The sequence below is a fragment of the Microbacterium amylolyticum genome, assembly GCF_011046975.1.
Lineage (GTDB): Bacteria > Actinomycetota > Actinomycetes > Actinomycetales > Microbacteriaceae > Microbacterium > Microbacterium amylolyticum.
In genome coordinates this window covers 526463-544194 of sequence record NZ_CP049253.1, presented here as the reverse complement: position 1 = coordinate 544194, position 17732 = coordinate 526463, and the positions used below count along the sequence as shown (strand labels likewise).

Sequence of the window (17732 nt, the reverse complement as noted above, 5' to 3'; positions counted from 1 at the left end):
ACCGCTCGCTGTGCGTTACTGGCCTTCGGCTCGTCCCTCGCGCCAATAGCCCATGAAGGCAACGGCGCGGCGGTCGATCCCGATCTCGCGCACGAGGTGGCGCCGGATGAGCTTCACCGCCGAGGCCTCTCCAGCCACCCAGGCGTACAGCGGAGCGCTCTTGAGGGCGGCTCCACCCTTCGCGGTTCGGGGCACTTCCCACAGAATGTCGCGGTCGATATCAATCTCCTCGACATCTGACCCTCGACCATCGGGGCAGAGAGCAGCCGCGTGTCGCTCAACGGCGGCGGTCAGCTGTGCGTGGCGTGGGGTCGATCCCCGGCCCATCGCGTGGATCTGAAATCCGGGATGCGCGGGCAGATACGCGCAGTCCCTGTCGTCCGGTACCTCAAGGACCACGACGCCGCGCGCATCGCGAGGGAGCTGCTCGAGAATCACGGCGATCGCCGGAGCTGCCGTTTCATCACCCACAAGCAGCAGATCATCGATGTGCGCCGGTGGGACAAAATCCACACCCATGTTGCCGTTGCTGTGGACGGTCGGACCGAGGATTAACACCTCGTCGCCGGGCTCGACCGTATCGATCCATTCCGAGGCCGGACCATCAACGGCGTGGCGCACCATGTCGATGTCCACCTCACCCTTTCTCACGGCGCGGGTGGTGTAGGTGCGAAAGACAGGGCGGAGGGATGCTTCCATATTGCGGTACTCCGTGTACCAGTCGGTGCCCATCGGCATCGCCTCGAGAGGTGCGGTCGGCGTGGGAAACACGATCTTGACGCGCTGATCGAAGCCGGGGTCGCCGTATTCGTCGATGTCATCGCCCGTGAATGTCACACGCCGAAAGCTCGGGGTGATGTCGTTCACTCGCGTCACAGTGACGCGGAAGAACCGCATGGGGAGAGGATCGGTCACGGAGAGACTCCTTCGCTTTGGGGTGTCAGATCCGCGGAGAGCACGTGGTGCCGTCCGCGGGGGAGGACCAGTGGTGTCAGCGACACCGGATCCGACATCACGGTTGACTGCAAGCCGAAAACATCGAAGATGAGCTTCTCGGAAAGGACATCGTTCGGTGAACCGTCGGCGACGAGATGCCCATCGCGCAGTGCGAAGAGATGGTCGGCGTAGCGTGCAGCGAGGTTGATGTCGTGGAGCACCATGACGATCGTGGTTCCGCGTGACCGATTGAGGTCTGTTAGGAGATCGAGCACCTCCACCTGGTGCGCGAGGTCCAGATACGTCGTCGGCTCGTCCAGGAGGAGCACATCAGTTTCTTGGGCGAGCGCCATCGCGATCCACACGCGCTGTCGTTGTCCTCCCGAGAGCTCATCGACTGCTCGCCCGGCGAGCTCGGCGGTGCCCGTCTGGGTCAATGCCTCGGCGACCGCGCGTTCGTCATGCGCCGTCCACGAGCGGAACAGCTTTTGGTGCGGGTGTCTGCCCCTGCTGACCAGATCGGCTACCGTGATGCCCTCGGGCGCGAGGGGGGTTTGTGGAAGCAGGCCCAGCGTGCGTGCCAGCTCACGGCTCGGCGTCTTCTGAATGGCCTTCCCGTCGAGGAAAACCGAACCCTGCAATGGGGGAAGGAGGCGCGCCATCGTTTTCAGCAGCGTTGACTTTCCGCACGCGTTGGCTCCGACGATCACGCTGATCTTAGCGGGAGGAACGGCCAGGTCGATTCCCGTGGTGACGGTCCGACCGTCGTAGCCGGAGCTGAGATTCGTTGTGATGAGGGCGTGGTCTGTTGTCATGAGCGTGTCCGGTTCATGCGGGTGAGCAGGATGAGGAGGTAGGGCGCACCGACGACGCCCGTGACGACACCGACGGGATATGTCACCGGAAGCGCGTGTTGCCCAACGAGGTCAGCAGCAAGCACAAGGCACGCTCCGACAAGCGCGGCGGGGATCATCGGCGATCCGGCTCGGCCGGTGAGCCCACGAGCAATCGGTCCCGAGAGGAAGGCAACAAAAGCAATCGGACCGGTTGTTGCGGTCGCGAAGGATACGAGCCCAACGGCGCACAGAATGAGGGCGAGACGTGTGGGCTGAAGACGAATCCCGAGTGCGGAAGCCGTGTCGTCACCGAGTTCGAGGGGGCGCAGCGAGCGTCCGAGCACGAGCGCCAGAGGAAGAAGAGCGGCGACGGCGATGAGGAGCGGCCAGAGCGCACTCCAGGAGCTCTGATTCAACGATCCGCTCAGCCAGCGCAAGGCGGCAGGGACGTTCCACTGGTCGGCGCGGAGCAGCAGATACTGGACAACGGCGTCGAGGAGCGCGCCAACGCCGATGCCGATCAGGATGAGCCGGGCGCCGGTCGCGGGGCCGCCGCGGGCGAGAAGGGTGATGGCCAGTGCCGTGATGAGGCCGGCGATCAACGCCGTCGTCATCGCGACCGTGCCAGAGAACCCGAAGACCACGATGCAGGCCACGGCGGCCGCGCCCGCCCCGGAGGTGATGCCGATCACATCGGGGCTGGCGAGCGGATTGCGGAGCATCGTCTGGAATGTCGTTCCGGCAATGCCGAAGGAGGCACCCGCGAGAACAGCAATGAGCGCCCGCGGAAGGCGCCGCTCCCCAATCGCGTAGGAGGCACCGGGGACGTCATCACCCCGCAACACGGCGAGAACGACGTCTGCTCCGTAGACGGTGTCACCGATCGACAGAGCCGCGAAGAAGAGCGCCACCGTGATCACCGTGAGTGCGCCGATCGTGCGGCGGCGGTGGCGCGCGGTGCGCGAGCGGGTTTCTCGGATCGCGCGCGTGGCGACGGAAAGTCCCTGCACAGCGCTCACAGTTCACGCACCTTTGCCCGTCGCGCGATCATGATCAGAACGGGAGCGCCGAGGGCAACGGTCACGATGCCGGCTTCGAGTTCGCCCGGACGTCCGAGGATGCGCCCGATGACATCCGCGACCGTGAGTAGAACGGCGCCTGCCAGCGCTGAGGTAGGGAGGAGCCAGCGCATGTCCGGGCCGGTCAGGGGCCGTACGGCGTGCGGAACCATGAGGCCGACGAACGCAATCGGGCCGGCGACGGCTGTGACGGTTCCGCACAGAACAACGCCCGCGACGGCCGCGAGGGCACGAACGGCCGCCACGTTCACCCCCAGCCCCGCTGCGACATCGTCGCCCAGCGCAAGGGCATTGATCGGCCCACAGAGGGCGAATCCGAGCAGAGCGGCTCCGGCGAGCAGCGGGGCGATCTGCGCAAGCGCTGGCCACTCGGCGCCGGAGACGCTGCCTACCTGCCAAAAGCGGAAGACATTCATGACCTCGGTGCGGGGGAGGAGGACGGCGCTCACGAGTGACGACAGGGCGGCCGTTGTGGCGGCGCCGGCAAGCGCGAGTTTGAGTGGCGTGGCGCCTCCTCGACCCGATGAGCCGATGGCGTAGACGAGCAGCGCTGTCAGCGCCGCCCCTGCGAGCGCCAGCCAGATGTACTGATTCAGCGTCTGTATACCGAAGAAGGCGATTCCGCTGACGACGAAGAGCGCTGCGCCGGTGTTGATGCCGAGAATTCCGGGGTCGGCAAGGGGATTTCGGGTGATTGCTTGCATCAGCGCGCCCGCTATTCCGAGCGCGGCGCCGGCCACAAGGGCGAGAACGGTTCGCGGCAGGCGTTCACGAACGGCGACGACCGAGAAATCGGACGTATCGCTGGATGACAGAGCAACCCAGATGTCGCTGATCTCGACGTCCCGCGCCCCGAACGAGACAGAAAGCGCAGCGGCAATCACAACGGCGAACGCCGCCACGATCGGAGCGTCGCGCCGGGCGCGGGAAGTGTTCCCTGCCCGGCCCGGCGCTCCTGTGCGTTGTGTCACTCGCCCGATGGGACGGCGTCTGAGATCAACCCGACGTACTCGTCCAGGAACGCGTCGAGCGTGAGCGCAGACGGGGGCGAAACAGCAGCCGAAAGGGGGCTGCCGTCTTCGATGAGAACAACCGAACCACGCTCGATTGCGGGGATGGCGCCGAGAAGGGGATCCGCCTGCAAAGCGGTGAGGAGCTCGTCATTGCCATAGCCGATAATCACATCGGCGTCCGCGAGCATGTCGGCGTTTTCGGCGCTGATCGTTTCGTAGAAGGAGGTGGATCCTTCCGAGAGATCCAGCACGCTCGGGGCGTGTTCGAGGCCGAGGTCTTCGAGGTATGCGGCGCGCGAGTCGTTTGCCGTGTAAACGCCGACCTGGCCGAGATCGCTGGGCGTGAAGTAGAGCCATGCGGCGGTTGTCCCGGCGAACTCCGGGTGGGACTCTCTCACGGCGGCAAGGGACTCCTCGAAGCTGTCGACGAGCGCCTCGCCTTCAGCCTTGCGTCCGAGCCCGGCAGCGTTGGTGAGAATCGTGTCGCGCCAGGTGGTTCCCCAGGGCAGTCCGGGGAAGGCGATCGTCGGTGCGATACGGCTGAGCTCGTCGTACTCTTCCTGGGTGATTCCCGACGAGGCGGCGAGGATGACCTCGGGTGCCGTGGCGGCGATTGCCTCGTAATCGACACCGTCGGTCTGATCGAACAGGACCGGCGTTTCTCCGCCGAGTTCCGTGATGGCGCTCGCTGACCAGCCGAGGACGCCGTCCCCGTCTTCGTCGCCGTACGACTGTTCGGCCATTCCGACCGGAACGATTCCGAGCGCAAGGGCGACCTCGGCATTGCCCCAGCCGATCGCGGCGACCCGCTCAGGCTGACCGTTGATCGGTGTGGAACCGTAGGCGTGTTCAACAACCGTTGTGCCTGCCGCAGCCGGCGTTGCGTCGCCAGCGTTCTCCTCGGGAACACTATTTGTTCCGCAGGCGGCGACGCCGATTGACAGGGCCGCGACAGCAGATGCGGCGATCCAGCGTGATGTGCGCACGTGCGCCTCTCCTCAAAGTGACGGTGAGCTCCCCCAACTGTGGAGCAGAGGCAAGGCTTACCTAATACACGCTGATTTGCAAACTGAATGCGGGTTTCTCGCAGATCACCAGGAAACGCGGAGCCGCATGGTTCGCGCTCCGCCGGGCGATCTGGCAGAATGAAGAGTTGGAACGCGCGCTCGACCCTCTATCTGGCGCAGCGACCAACCCTTTGTGAGCTTCCGCCAGCGTGCATGACCCCACGCGCAGGGCGATCAGTTTGTTCACCACTTTCAAACCACAGGAGAATCGTGGCTGTCAAGATCCGTCTGAAGCGACTCGGCAAGATCCGTGCGCCGTACTACCGCATCGTCGTCGCCGACTCGCGCACCAAGCGCGATGGTCGTGTGATCGAGGAGATCGGTAAGTACCACCCCATCGAGAACCCCTCGTTCATCGAGGTCGACTCCGAGCGTGCGCAGTACTGGCTCTCCGTTGGCGCACAGCCGACAGAGCAGGTTGCTGCCATCCTCAAGATCACGGGTGACTGGGGCAAGTTCAAGGGCGACAAGGACGCCAAGAGCACGCTCAAGGTTGCTGGTGAGAAGGAGGCCTACTCGGCCGACTCCTCCAAGAAGTCGGTTGTTAAGCCCCAGGCGAAGAAGGCAGAGGAGCCCGCAACGGCTGCTGCCGAGGCTCCCGCGGCTGACGCCACCGAGTCCGCGGAGTAATTCGCATCGTGCTGGCTGCTGCGCTCGAACACATCGTCAAGGGCATCGTCGACGAACCCGACGCCGTCCGTATCGACGAGACCTCATCGCCTCGAGGTGACGTGCTAGAAGTCCACGTCTCCGAGGCCGACAGGGGACGCGTGATCGGGCGCGGCGGCCGCACAGCCAAAGCGCTGCGAACCGTCGTTTCTGCCCTCGCGTCCGACCGTCGCGTGCGCGTTGACGTCGCCGACGACTGATGACCACCGCCAAGGTCCCCAAGAACCAGCTCCGCGTCGCCCGTGTGCTCAAAGCGCACGGACTGAAGGGCGCGTTGAAGCTCGAGCTTTACACGGATGATCCCGACGGCCGGTTCACGCCGGGCGCGACGTTCACCCTTCAGGTTCCTGAACACTCGAAGTGGCACCGCAAGACCGTCGTCGTCAGCGAGTTCCGCTGGATGAATCAGAGCCCCATCATCTTCTTCTCGGGAGTCGAAGACCGCACGGAGGCCGAGAGCCTCGTGCGCGCGATCCTCTGGGTCGACCACCAGGAAGACCAGCCGTCCGACGAGCCAGAAGCCTGGTACGACCATCAACTGATCGGACTTGACGCCGTTCGCGATGGTACGAGCGTTGGGCGCATCATCCGCGTCGAGCACCTGCCAGCGCAGGATCTGCTCATCATCGGTGACGATAATCGCGAGCTCATGGTGCCGTTTGTCCAGGCGATCGTCCCCGAGGTAGACCTCGCAGCCGGACGTGTCATTCTGACCCCGCCGCCAGGGCTGCTAGAAGATCTCGAAGAAGATCACGGGGCCGAGCAGGCTTAGGTCTGTCGAATAGGCTCGTTCGGGTGCACCAGAATTCCTCCGTTCGGCCCGTTCTCCCGCTCTGGGCGGCCCTCGTGGCTGCAGCTGCCGGCGGCCTCGCCCTCGACGCCTCGTTCCCCTCGCTGGGAATATGGCCGCTCGCTTTTGTTGCGGTCGCATTGGGGCTCGTTTCCCTGATCGGCCGGAGCTCGGTCGGTGCGTTCTTCACGGGCGTTGCCTTCGGCACCTGCTTCTACTTCCCTCACGTCGATTGGGCCGCGAGCTTTCTCGGCGACCATCCGCTGCGATGGATTCCGTGGGTGGCACTCGCCTCCGTTGAGACGGTGTTTACGGGCCTTGGCGCAATTCTCATCATGCTGGTGTACCGGTGGGTGCCACGAGCAATCGCCGACGGGCCAGCTCGGATTGTCGTGACGGCGCTCCTTTCCGCTGGCGTCTGGACCACGCGTGAGCTGATCATGGGGTCGTGGCCCTACGGAGGCTTTCCGTGGGGACGCCTGGGGATGAGCCAGGCAGAGGGCCCGCTCGCTCCGGTTGCGTCGTGGACAGGCGTCGCGGGTCTCACTTTTGTGATGGTGCTCGTCGTGACAAGCACCATCGAGGCAGTTCGCGTCACGGCGCGCCAGCCAACGGCGCGCCGAAGTTGGCTCGCGCCCTGCTGGCCCGCCGGACTCCTCGTGCTGCTCGCGGTCGTTCCGCAGTTCCCTACCGCGGATGCAGGCTCGATTCGCGTGGGAGCGGTGCAGGGTGACGGGCCTGCTGCGTACCTTGATCAGCGCGAGTACCTGGATGTTCTGAACGCCCAACTGCGCGCATCGGCGCCCATCGCAGACGACAGCGTCGACGTGGTTCTCTGGCCGGAGGGTGGAGTGGACGCCGATCCGCTGCGCAACCGTGATGCAATGCGCGAACTCGATGGTGCCGTGCGGCAGCTCGGCGCACCGATTCTGTTGAACGCGGCGATGGCGAATGGCGAGTTGATCTTCAATACGTCGATGCTGTGGACGCAGGACGGCCCGGGGGAGCAGCACGCAAAACGGTACCCGGTGCCGTTCGGTGAGTATGTTCCGCAACGCGAGCTCTACGCTCGTGTCGTTCCGTCTCTGATCGAAATGATTCAGCGCGAATACGAGCCGGGACGCGACGAACCCGTGATTACCGTTCCCACGGCATCCGGGCCCGTTCCTATCGGCCTCGCGATTTGCTTCGATGTCCTCTTCGACGATCTTGTCTGGGAGGGTGCGCATGGCGGTGCACAGGTGTATATGTTCCAGACGAACAACGCCGACTTCCGCGGTACGGATGAGAACCAGCAGCAGCTCGCCTTCGCCCGCATGCGCGCGATCGAAACGGGTCGCAGCGTCGTGAACATCTCCACAGTGGGAACCAGCCAGGTGATCTCGTCCGACGGCACGACAACTGCGGAAATCCCCGAGAACGAACCAGGCCTGATCATCGCCGACGTTGAGCTCAGGGAGGGGCTCACGCCCGCGGTCGTTGCCGGCCAGGGGATTCGTGTGGCGCTGATTCTCCTGCCGCTCGCCGGCCTGATCGCGTGCGGTATCCGCGGCCGGAGAATGGCGCCGAAAGCCTCCTCTGGCGTGTCGCACCATACGTCGACCTAACGTAGAAGGATGGCGACGGAGTTCTGGTACAACATGCGAACCGGTGAGGTCGAAGAGGGCAAACAGTCCGGCTCTCTTGAGCTTGCAGGCCCATTTTCCACGCGGGATGAGGCCGCGCGTGCTCCCGACATCCTCCGCGAGCGCGCCGACGCGTGGCGGGAGGACGAAGAAGCTGAAAAAGAATGGCGTGAGGGAGGGTCCTAAACGCCACGATCCCGTCCCCGTGATGCCCTAGGGTGATCGTATGGACAAGCAGCAGGATTTCGTGCTCCGGACGATCGAGGAACGCGGCGTGAAGTTCGTCCGCCTATGGTTCACGGATGTTATCGGCACGTTGAAATCGGTTGCGATCGCTCCCGCCGAGGTGGAGGGCGCGTTCTCCGAGGGAATCGGATTCGACGGCTCGGCGATCGAGGGCCTCACGCGCGTGCACGAGAGCGATCTGCTGGCACACCCCGACCCCACAACGTTCCAGCTCCTCCCATGGCGAGGCGACGTCGATCCGACGGCTCGTATGTTCTGCGACCTCACGACGCCCGATGGTTTGCCGGCCGTGTCAGACCCGCGAAATGTCCTCAAGCGCACGCTCTCGCGCGCTGCCGATGCGGGTTTCACCTTCTACACACACCCTGAGATGGAGTTCTATCTCTTCAAGAAGGGTGCGCCGGGTGAGCCTCCAGTTCCGGTCGATCAGGCCGGATATTTCGACAACGTTCCCGGGGGAACGGCCCACGATTTCCGCCGCCGCGCCGTGCGCATGCTGGAAGACCTGGGCATCTCTGTCGAGTACAGCCACCACGAGGGCGGCCCGGGACAGAACGAAATTGACTTGCGATACGCGGATGGTCTGACCATGGCGGACAACATCATGACCTTCCGTACGGTGGTGAAGGAAGTTGCCATCGAACAGGGCGTCTACGCCACGTTCATGCCAAAGCCGCTCGCCGGAGCTCCGGGAAGCGGAATGCACACGCACATGTCGCTTTTTGAGGGCGACACCAACGCGATGTACGAAGAATCGGCAACGCATCAGCTGTCGCAGACGGGGCGTCATTTCATCGCCGGTCTGCTCAAGCACAGCGACGAGATTTCTCTCGTGCTGAACCAGTTCGTGAACTCCTACAAGCGCGTCTGGGGTGGCGACGAAGCTCCCAGCTACGTTGCCTGGGGGCACAACAACCGTTCGGCTCTCGTGCGCGTTCCCATGTACAAGCCCGGCAAGGGCCAGTCCGCGCGGATCGAGCACCGTGGCGTCGACTCCGCAGCCAACCCGTATCTGGCGTATGCGCTGATGCTCTCCGCCGGCCTCAAGGGCATCGAGAACGAATATGAGCTGCCGCCGGAGGCAGAGGACAACATCTGGCTGCTGAGCGAGTCAGAGCGGCGGGCACTCGGATACCGCCCGTTGCCGTCCAGCCTTGACCAGGCCATCGGGCGCATGGAGGAATCCGAACTGGTCGCCGAAACGCTGGGCGAGCAGGTCTTCAGCTATGTTCTCGCCAACAAGCGTCGTGAGTTCGAGCAGTACCGTGCGCAGGTGACGTCGTACGAGCTCAAGACGACGCTCGACATCATTTGAGCCGGTGACTCTGCCAGAACGTCGATCCATCCGCTCCACGCTCGCCAAGGCGGGCTTCGCGGAGCTGAGCGCATCCGCGAACGCCATTGACGAGCTCGCGGAGCTCTCGGGCGTGGCGCGGGAGCGCCTCATGGAAGACGCGCGCGTTGCGGCCGACCCCGACGGGGCGGTCAACGCCCTCGTCTCGGTAGCCAGGCGGGATGCGTCTCCGATTCGTGATGTGCTGACGGACGATGATGGATCTGTCACGGCGTGGCGCGTGCTCGGCGCCTCGCAAGGGTTCGGACAGTTCCTGCTCCGCCATCCCGCGCATGCACGGGATTTGTTGACAGCTGGCGCACATCTGCCGAATGCGGAGGACATGCGTCGCGAGCTCCGCGAGTCGGTTGGCGAACGAGAGGGATTCGCGGCGAGCGCCGGTGAGGATGCGTGGAACGCTCTCCGCGTGTCTTACCGGCGTGTGCTGATGCGTATTGCGGCATATGACCTGTCCGCGCCCGATCCTGTTGAGGCCATGCGGGCGGTTGCCTCTGCTCTTTCCGACGCGTCGGGCGCCGCTCTTGATGCTTCGCTGGCCGTCGCGCGAACTGCCATTTCCACGGAAACATTGGGATCGACGCGCTATCCCGTTGAGGACGTGCGTGCCGTGAAGCTCGGCATCGTCGGAATGGGAAAGGCCGGGGCACAGGAGCTCAACTACGTTTCTGACGTTGACGTGATTTTTGTTGGCGGCAGCGCAGAGGGCGCCGAGCTTTCAGAGCAGCAGATCATCGACATTTCGACGGATCTGGCGAAGCAGACGATGCGCGGCATCAGCAGCTTCGAAACGGAACCTCCTCTGTGGGAAGTCGACGCGAACCTACGTCCGGAGGGAAGGCAGGGAGCGCTCGTTCGGACGCTCGAGTCGCACATCGCGTACTACCAGCGCTGGGCTCACTCGTGGGAGTTTCAGGCGCTCCTGAAAGCGCGCGCCCTGGCGGGCGATCACGATCTCGCGCAGGCGTATGTGGATGCGACGCGGCCGATGGTGTGGCAGAGCGCTTCGCGCGAAGGATTCGTCCCGAGCGTTCAAGCGATGCGCGAACGCGTGAGTGATCACATCGCGGATAGCGAGGCCGAGCGTCAGCTTAAGCTCGGTGCCGGTGGGCTTCGAGACGTTGAGTTCACGGTGCAGCTCCTTCAGCTTGTACACGGGCAGACGGACGATTCTGTGCGCACGCGCGGAACCCTCGACGCGCTCGATCTGCTCATGGACCGCGGGTACATCGGCCGTGCCGATGCGGCGTCCTTCGCCACCGACTACCGCATTCTTCGCCTGCTCGAGCACCGGTTGCAGTTGCAGCAGTTGCGCAGAACGCACCTCATGCCCGATGACGACGAGCAACTCCGAATCCTCGCTCGCGCCACGGGAATGTTTGACCCGGATCCTCGGGCAGCGGGAGGGACAGCGGACGACGTCGTCAAAACATGGCGTCGCGTCAAGGCTGAAGTGCGGGACATCCACGTGCGGCTGTTCTACCGACCACTACTCACGGCCGTGGCGACGATGTCCGACGACGCCGGGCACCTCACGGGCGAAGAGGCACACGCACGCCTCGCGGCGATCGGCTTCCGCGACGCGAAGAGCGCTCTTCGTCACATCGGTGCGCTCACACGCGGTGTCAGCCGCAAGGCCACCGTGCAGCGCACGCTGATGCCCGTGATGCTCCGGTGGTTCGCCGAGGGCGTCGATCCCGACTACGGCCTTGTTGCCTATCGCCGGATCAGCGAGCGCCTCGGCAACAGCCCCTGGTTCTTGCGGATGCTTCGCGATTCCGCTGGTGCCGCTCAGTCGCTGACAACGCTGCTCAGCGGGTCGCGTTACGTCGGTGAACTCATGGAGTGGATCCCCGAGTCGGTTGCGTGGCTTGACAGCGATGAGCAGTTGCGCCCCCGAACGTATGAGGTGCTCGACCAGGAGGCGCGAGCAATTCAGAAGCGCCGGCCGACGCTCAAGGACGCGATGACCGCGGTGAGGGGGATCCGGCGTCGCGAGCTCCTGCGCACCGCGATGGGATCGATCGTTGGCGTGTTGTCCATTCGCGACGTGACAACGGCGATCACGACGATCACCGATGTCACTCTTCAGGCCGCGCTTCACGCCGTGCAGCGGGAGGTGATCCCCGCCGAGGACCGTTCACTGGAGTTCGCGATCATTGGCATGGGGCGCTACGGCGGTGCAGAAGTGGGATTCGGTTCGGACACCGATGTGCTGTACGTCTTCCGCGCCGGCGATGTCGAACGCGAGCGTGCCGAGGCGTATGCCCGCGCGATTGTTGCGCGACTTCGTGAGGCAGTGGAAGACGGCCGGGTCCCCATCGAGCTTGATGCCGAGTTGCGTCCCGAAGGGCGGAAGGGGCCGATCGTGCGCTCGCTGGACGCATATCGGGCCTACTATTCGCGGTGGTCGGTCTCCTGGGAGGCTCAGGCTCTGTTGCGGGCACGCCCGGTCGCTGGAGCCTCTTCTCTTCTGGATGACTTCATGACCCTGGCCGACGAGGTGCGCTATCCCGCCGATGCAAAGACGTCGGATGTTCGGGAGATCAAGCGCATCAAAGCGCGTGTTGAATCCGAGCGCATGCCCGGGGGAGTAGATCCCGCGCGGCACCTGAAGCTCGGACCGGGTGGCCTGAGCGACGTTGAGTGGCTCGTTCAGCTCATTCAACATGTTCACGCGGGCGCAAACGATGAGTTGCGCACGCCGCGAACGCTGAAGGCGCTCGAGGCCGTCTACGAGGCGGATCTCCTCACGGCAGAGCAGGCGCGCACTCTCGGTGCCTCGTGGCGCCTTGCGACGCGGCTACGGTCGGCGAACACGCTTCTGACCGGCCGAACGAGCGACGTCCTTCCGACAGACAACACGCAGCTCGACGGCATCGCCCGAATCCTGGAGTACCCACCGGGATCTGCGGCCGAGGTGGAAGAAGAATGGCTCCGGACGGCGAGAAAGGCCCGCCGCGTTTACGAGGACACCTTCTACGACCTCTAGTGGCACCGCGCGTGCCTTATGCGCGTACCACCATGGTGTCGGACAGAAGGTCGTGCAAGCCGCGCTGATTCTCGTCCCACACGACCGCGGGGATGACGAGAACGATCAGGATCGACCGAAGAAACGGACGCCACGGACCGACCCAGCTGCCGTCGCGACGGACAACGCGCAGCCGCCAGATGCGGTGGCCGGGGCTGCCATTCGCCGTCGGGAGAAAGAGCGCCTGGATGATGACGAAGATCATCAGCGTCGACCACCAGCTGTAGTCGAAGAACGCAACAGACAGCAGAACGACAGCTACCCAGTCGGTGACGAATGCGCCAACGCGCCGCGAGAGGGGGGCGATGCTCCCGGACCCACTGCGGGGGAGCCCAATCGACTTGCCGGGATAGTCGTATTCACGCTCGTGCGAACTCACCCGACACAGCCTACGGGCGGTTTCTCGACCGAGGCTGAGCAGGCCGCAGGGTGCACGTGGCGCGTGTGAGTGGATTCGCGCTTACGGCGATCATCCACGTAACATGCAGGAAACATTCGGGACACCGCTGAGCAATGCGTCTCGGATACCTTTCACGGGTCATCCCTCAACAGGATGGCCGCCCGAAGTCCCACCAATCTGGAGCCTCCATGTTCAAAGACTCTTCCGAGGTCCTGAAGTTCATCAAGGACGAGGACGTCAAGTTCCTTGACATCCGTTTCACCGATCTCCCTGGTGTGCAGCAGCACTTCAACATTCCGGCATCGACCGTTGACGAGGAGTTCTTCACCGTCGGTCAGATGTTCGATGGCTCCTCGATTCGCGGCTTCGCGAGCATCGACGAGTCGGACATGCAGCTCATCCCCGACGTGTCGACCGCATACCTCGACCCCTTCCGCGAGAACAAGACACTCGTGATGGTGTTCGACATCTACAACCCCCGCAACGGCGAGATCTACTCGAAGGACCCGCGTCAGGTTGCGAAGAAGGCCGAGAAGTACCTCGCTTCCACCGGCATCGCCGACACCGCGTTCTTCGCTCCCGAGGCCGAGTTCTTCATCTTCGACGATGTGCGTTACTCGATTTCTGAGGGCAAGAGCTTCTACTCGGTCGACTCCGAAGAGGCTGCATGGAACACCGGCCGCAAGGAAGAGGGCGGCAACCTCGGTAACAAGACGCCCTTCAAGGGTGGCTACTTCCCTGTGTCGCCTGTCGACAAGCAGGCTGACATCCGCGATGACATCGTGCTCAAGCTGACCGAGGTCGGCCTTGAGGTCGAGCGCTCGCACCACGAGGTCGGGTCGGCCGGTCAGGCCGAGATCAACTACCGCTTCGACACGATGGTCCACGCGGCGGACGACATGCTCAAGTTCAAGTACATCGTGAAGAACACGGCAGAAGAGTGGGGCAAGACGGCCACGTTCATGCCCAAGCCGCTCTTCGGCGACAACGGCTCGGGTATGCACACGCACCAGTCCCTGTGGCTCGATGGCAAGCCGCTGTTCTTCGACGAGCAGGGCTACGGCCAGCTCAGCGACGTTGCGCGCTGGTACATCGGTGGCCTGCTCAAGCACGCTCCCGCGGTCCTGGCATTCACCAACCCCACGCTGAACAGCTACCACCGTCTGGTCAAGGGCTTCGAGGCGCCCGTGAACCTGGTCTACTCGGCGGGTAACCGCTCGGCAGCTATCCGTATCCCGATCACGGGCTCCAACCCGAAGGCGAAGCGCATCGAGTTCCGGGCGCCCGACTCCTCGGGTAACCCCTACCTCGCGTTCGCTGCGCAGCTCATGGCTGGTCTTGACGGTATCAAGAACCGCATCGAGCCTCACGCGCCCGTCGACAAGGACCTCTACGAGCTTCCCCCTGAGGAGGCCAAGGGCATTCCTCAGGTTCCCGGCGGCCTCGCCGAGTCCCTCGAGGAGCTCCGTAAGGACCACGCATTCCTCCTTGAGGGCGGCGTGTTCACGGAAGAGCTCATCGAGACCTGGATCGACTACAAGTACGAGAACGAGATCATTCCGATGGCTCAGCGCCCTCACCCGTTCGAGTTCGAGCTGTACTACGGCGTGTAATCAGCCGTAGCGAATCGACGATCGGTTCACCGCGCGAACGCCCCGAGGAATCTCCTCGGGGCGTTCGCCGTTTTCGACAGGATGGATCTCGTGCCCCCACACATCATCACTGCCTACAGCACCAAGGGCGGCGTCGGGAAAACGACGTCAGCGGTTAACCTCGCCGTGCTCGCTGCGGAGGAAGGAAACCGCGTTCTGCTGTGGGATCTCGATCCACAAGCGGCGGCAACGTGGTTGCTCGGGGTGAAACAGAAGCTCCGTGGTGGCGCTGAAGCGGTGATTCTTGGGGAAAAGTCGCTCGAACGCGCGACGCGCCCGACGGCCGTCCGCAACCTTGAGGTGCTTCCGGCCGACCTGTCCTACCGTGATCTTGATGTTGCCCTCGACGGCCACAAGAGATCCTCTGCGCGGCTCGGACGCGCCTTGGAGCCTCTCCGGGACGTCTATGACGTCGTCATCCTCGATACGCCGCCAGGTGTGTCTCTCGTGGCCGAGAACGCCGTGCGCGCATCAGACGTCGTTGTCACACCGCTTGCTCCGGCGCTGCTCTCGCTGCGCTCGTACGACCAGGTTCGCGCTTTCATCGCGACACAGAAGACGGACGCCCGGCTCGTAGCGTTCTTGAACCAGGTTGATCGTCGCAAGAGAAGCCACCGCGACGCGGCGACCGAGTTGCCGGCACGTATTGAGGGAATGAGCGACATCGTCGTTCCCGCATCAGTCGTCGTTGAGCGCATGGCGGAACGTCGGGCTGCGCTTCAGCAGTTCGCGCCACGGTCTGAGGCGGGGCGGGCTTTTGCCGCGCTCTGGCACACGGTTTCTCGCGGATAGCACGCGCACACAACAAAAGCGCCCCGTCCGATGCGGGGCGCTTTCGTCATGAGAGGTTCTATCGCGGCTTTGGTGCCCGAACCTTCATCGGGTCGATTCCCTTGGGGATCGGCATACTTGACATCGCGTTCTGGTTGATCGAATCGGTGCGGGCGATGAGCTGTTGCATGCCCGCCTTGTCGATGACCTTCGGCAGCTTCTTGATGGCTTTTGCGAGCTCGGCAACGGGGGTGTCGCCTTCGCCGTGTCCGATGTAGAAGACCTCGACGGGGACGGCTCCGTGCGTAATCCGCTTCGCCGCGGTGGTTTCCTTCTTGACGAGCTTCTCGAGGCGGCCGCGCGAGCCCTCGCCAACGAGAACAACCCCGCCACGACCGACCGCGCGGTACACGGCATCCTGGGTCTTCGGGTTCACCTGAACCGGCATATCCTCGCCGCGCCACTTGCGACCGAGCATGTTTCCGATCACGTGGCCAGCGCCACCGGGCATTCCGTCGATCTTCCGGTACATGGCCTTCGTCGCGAGCCTGTTCAGCAGCAGCATGCCGAAGATAAAGCCGAGCATGATTCCGAAGAACACCCAGAGGATGTATCCCCACCACGGCTGGCCCGTGAACACGGCGATCGCAACGCCGATACCGATGCCGCCGAGGACAATGAGGGGGAGAACCCAGGTGACCCAGGCGAACTCTTCGCGCGTAAAGCTGAAGAGGCTCTTGATCGTCGCCAGGAACCCTGGTCGTTTCTCCGGCTGGGAGGTGCGTGCTGCCATACAGACAGTTTACCGGGACACGGTGACCTCGTGATCCACGGCGCTGAAGCACGTTCACAGGGTGAAACAGCAGATTCCCTCCACAGATCGCCGAGCGTGATCGCTGGGGGCCGAGATTCGCGTGCAGAATCGGCGCATGACTACTGCGACGCGATCTCAGCACGGCGATCCGTTAACGAGCGTCGTGCATCGGGTACGACGGCTCGGCGCGGGAGAAGCGCCGTTCGCCTGCACACGTGCCGTCGTCGATAGCGCGGGTCCCGTGCTTCTTGTTGACGCTGCCGAGCTTCGACGCTGGCAGGGGTGGCAGATGGGAACAGCGCAGCACGTTCTGGCGCCCCTCGACGTTGTGCGCCGCGTGGACGGGCACGATGTCATCGTTTCCGATGTGGCTGAGTCGCTCACCACCATGTGCGGACGGCGAGACAGCGCCAGATCAGGATGGTCTCGCGGTGAGGTTGTCACGATTGCGGTTTCACTGCTCAGAGGCATCGTCGAGCTGGAGGATGCTCGCGTTGGAGCAGACGCGACCGGTGAGTGGTGGTTAACAACGGAGCGACGACCGATCTTTGTTCTCAGCGAGCAGGGCGAAGCCGCGAGAGCGTCCGCGCGGGTGATCATCTCGCGGACGATCGATGCGTGTGACGACCGGGTGCTCGCTCGCCACGCGGATACGATCACAGAGGCGCTCGAGCGCCCGCAGCTTCTGTCGCGCCGCCTGGATGATATCGAGGGGAGCCTGTTCGAGGCCGCGGCACCACAGCCTCTTGCTGAGCACGCCCCGGCGCGCGACGTCACGGCTCCCCGACAGATCGACCTTGAGGAGGAGCCCGCCGCCTCGCACTTTGTCCGCGATCTGTTGGAGCGGCACGTCGACGGCAGAATCGCCGATCTCTACGCCGAAACCGTTGCCATGATTGTGCGGGCGGTGCCAGGGCGATCGGCAAAACGACCACGGAAACAAGCCACGACGAACCCCAGTGACCAGAAGCCTGCCAAACGCGCTCCGCTTATCGTCGCGGCTGTGGCGGGCGCCGCAGTGCTGGCGGGCGGACTGCTGTGGCCCACGGGGCCATCCTCAGCACGGGCATCGCCGGAGATCGCCGCGCCCCGTGACGTGGTCGCCGAACCTGCGGCATCTTCCGTGACCGGGGCGGCGGCTGCGGTCGATGAGGACGCGCTGGGTGGCGCTGAGCGTCTGCTGCTGTCATGGGATGCCTGTCCAACAACGTGCGAGACGCTATTCGTGGATGACACCCCCATCCCGCGAAGCGGCGCCGTTGCTCGCCCGGCACAGGAGCGTTCCATCGCCCTCATCGACGATTATGGGGGCGTGGCCGTTCTTGAGGTCAGCTCATCCGACAATGCCCGCACCCTGTTCGTCATCGAGAAACAGGGGCGTGGGTGGAAAATCCGTGACGCCTATGAGTAGGGCGGTAAACGCCGATGGGCCCGGTCAGCTGATGCCAACCG

Annotated in this window: 17 protein-coding genes; 10 read left to right on the top strand and 7 right to left on the bottom strand. The window is 64.1% G+C overall.

What is annotated here, in order from left to right; translation table 11 throughout:
• Positions 1-15: 15 nt before the first annotated feature.
• The 5 genes from G6N81_RS02800 to G6N81_RS02780 all read right to left on the bottom strand — a co-directional run bounded on the left by G6N81_RS02800 (position 16) and on the right by G6N81_RS02780 (position 4850).
• On the bottom strand, positions 16-915 hold the full coding sequence (locus G6N81_RS02800; RefSeq protein ID WP_241245038.1) for a siderophore-interacting protein: 900 nt from the start codon (positions 913-915) through the stop codon (positions 16-18).
• A complete protein-coding gene (locus G6N81_RS02795) occupies positions 912-1751 on the bottom strand; it encodes an ABC transporter ATP-binding protein (protein WP_165132752.1) in 840 nt (279 codons plus the stop codon). Before G6N81_RS02795 ends, G6N81_RS02800 begins: the two co-directional genes overlap by 4 nt.
• The gene (locus tag G6N81_RS02790) at positions 1748-2791 is read right to left on the bottom strand and encodes a FecCD family ABC transporter permease (RefSeq protein ID WP_206527895.1); all 1044 of its coding nucleotides are present in this window, start codon (positions 2789-2791) and stop codon (positions 1748-1750) included. The genes G6N81_RS02795 and G6N81_RS02790 overlap by 4 nt, the downstream gene beginning before the upstream one ends.
• Positions 2788-3753, bottom strand: a complete 966-nt coding sequence (locus G6N81_RS02785; RefSeq protein WP_241245037.1) for a FecCD family ABC transporter permease — start codon at positions 3751-3753, stop codon at positions 2788-2790. The genes G6N81_RS02790 and G6N81_RS02785 overlap by 4 nt, the downstream gene beginning before the upstream one ends.
• A 65-nt stretch (positions 3754-3818) precedes the next feature.
• On the bottom strand, positions 3819-4850 hold the full coding sequence (locus tag G6N81_RS02780) for an iron-siderophore ABC transporter substrate-binding protein (protein WP_165132749.1): 1032 nt from the start codon (positions 4848-4850) through the stop codon (positions 3819-3821).
• Between the two features lie 291 nt (positions 4851-5141).
• On the opposite strand from G6N81_RS02780, the gene rpsP reads away from it, so the two are divergent.
• The 7 genes from rpsP to G6N81_RS02745 are packed head-to-tail and all read left to right on the top strand — an operon-like array spanning position 5142 to position 12604.
• Positions 5142-5561, top strand: a complete 420-nt coding sequence (gene rpsP, locus G6N81_RS02775; RefSeq protein WP_165132746.1) for a 30S ribosomal protein S16 — start codon at positions 5142-5144, stop codon at positions 5559-5561.
• 8 nt (positions 5562-5569) lie between these two features.
• On the top strand, positions 5570-5800 hold the full coding sequence (locus G6N81_RS02770) for a KH domain-containing protein (protein WP_165132743.1): 231 nt from the start codon (positions 5570-5572) through the stop codon (positions 5798-5800).
• Entirely contained in the window at positions 5800-6372 is a 573-nt protein-coding gene (rimM, locus tag G6N81_RS02765) for a ribosome maturation factor RimM (protein WP_165132740.1), read from the top strand. The genes G6N81_RS02770 and rimM overlap by 1 nt, the downstream gene beginning before the upstream one ends.
• A gap of 23 nt (positions 6373-6395) precedes the next feature.
• Positions 6396-7997, top strand: coding sequence for an apolipoprotein N-acyltransferase (lnt, locus tag G6N81_RS02760; protein WP_165132737.1), 1602 nt, complete (start codon positions 6396-6398; stop codon positions 7995-7997).
• 9 nt (positions 7998-8006) lie between these two features.
• Positions 8007-8201, top strand: a complete 195-nt coding sequence (locus G6N81_RS02755) for an SPOR domain-containing protein (RefSeq protein WP_165132734.1) — start codon at positions 8007-8009, stop codon at positions 8199-8201.
• A gap of 40 nt (positions 8202-8241) precedes the next feature.
• On the top strand, positions 8242-9576 hold the full coding sequence (locus tag G6N81_RS02750) for a glutamine synthetase family protein (RefSeq protein ID WP_165132731.1): 1335 nt from the start codon (positions 8242-8244) through the stop codon (positions 9574-9576).
• Between the two features lie 4 nt (positions 9577-9580).
• On the top strand, positions 9581-12604 hold the full coding sequence (locus G6N81_RS02745; protein WP_165132728.1) for a bifunctional [glutamine synthetase] adenylyltransferase/[glutamine synthetase]-adenylyl-L-tyrosine phosphorylase: 3024 nt from the start codon (positions 9581-9583) through the stop codon (positions 12602-12604).
• 16 nt (positions 12605-12620) lie between these two features.
• On the opposite strand, the gene G6N81_RS02740 is transcribed toward G6N81_RS02745, so the two are convergent.
• Positions 12621-13022: an RDD family protein gene (locus G6N81_RS02740; protein ID WP_165132725.1), complete on the bottom strand. Its 402-nt coding sequence runs from the start codon at positions 13020-13022 to the stop codon at positions 12621-12623.
• 209 nt (positions 13023-13231) lie between these two features.
• Here G6N81_RS02740 and glnA point away from each other — a divergent pair, with 209 nt between their 5' ends.
• Together glnA and G6N81_RS02730 are read left to right on the top strand one after the other, a co-directional pair.
• A complete protein-coding gene (glnA, locus tag G6N81_RS02735) occupies positions 13232-14656 on the top strand; it encodes a type I glutamate--ammonia ligase (protein WP_165132722.1) in 1425 nt (474 codons plus the stop codon).
• 90 nt (positions 14657-14746) lie between these two features.
• Positions 14747-15487 carry a ParA family protein gene (locus G6N81_RS02730; protein WP_165132719.1) on the top strand — a complete coding sequence of 247 codons (741 nt, stop codon included), beginning with the start codon at positions 14747-14749 and terminating at the stop codon, positions 15485-15487.
• A 58-nt stretch (positions 15488-15545) separates the two neighbouring features.
• Here the strand turns inward: G6N81_RS02730 and G6N81_RS02725 are convergent, their stop codons facing one another.
• On the bottom strand, positions 15546-16259 hold the full coding sequence (locus G6N81_RS02725) for a DUF4191 family protein (protein WP_165132717.1): 714 nt from the start codon (positions 16257-16259) through the stop codon (positions 15546-15548).
• 136 nt (positions 16260-16395) lie between these two features.
• On the opposite strand from G6N81_RS02725, the gene G6N81_RS02720 reads away from it, so the two are divergent.
• Entirely contained in the window at positions 16396-17691 is a 1296-nt protein-coding gene (locus tag G6N81_RS02720) for a hypothetical protein (protein ID WP_165132715.1), read from the top strand.
• Positions 17692-17732 lie beyond the last annotated feature (41 nt).

Coding starts and splice junctions, on each gene's coding strand:
- G6N81_RS02795 (WP_165132752.1), bottom strand. CDS start 1,751: ATGACAACAGACCACGCCCTCATCACAACGAATCTCAGCTCCGGCTAC.
- rimM (WP_165132740.1), top strand. CDS start 5,800: ATGACCACCGCCAAGGTCCCCAAGAACCAGCTCCGCGTCGCCCGTGTG.
- G6N81_RS02755 (WP_165132734.1), top strand. CDS start 8,007: ATGGCGACGGAGTTCTGGTACAACATGCGAACCGGTGAGGTCGAAGAG.
- G6N81_RS02750 (WP_165132731.1), top strand. CDS start 8,242: ATGGACAAGCAGCAGGATTTCGTGCTCCGGACGATCGAGGAACGCGGC.
- glnA (WP_165132722.1), top strand. CDS start 13,232: ATGTTCAAAGACTCTTCCGAGGTCCTGAAGTTCATCAAGGACGAGGAC.
- G6N81_RS02725 (WP_165132717.1), bottom strand. CDS start 16,259: ATGGCAGCACGCACCTCCCAGCCGGAGAAACGACCAGGGTTCCTGGCG.
- G6N81_RS02720 (WP_165132715.1), top strand. CDS start 16,396: ATGACTACTGCGACGCGATCTCAGCACGGCGATCCGTTAACGAGCGTC.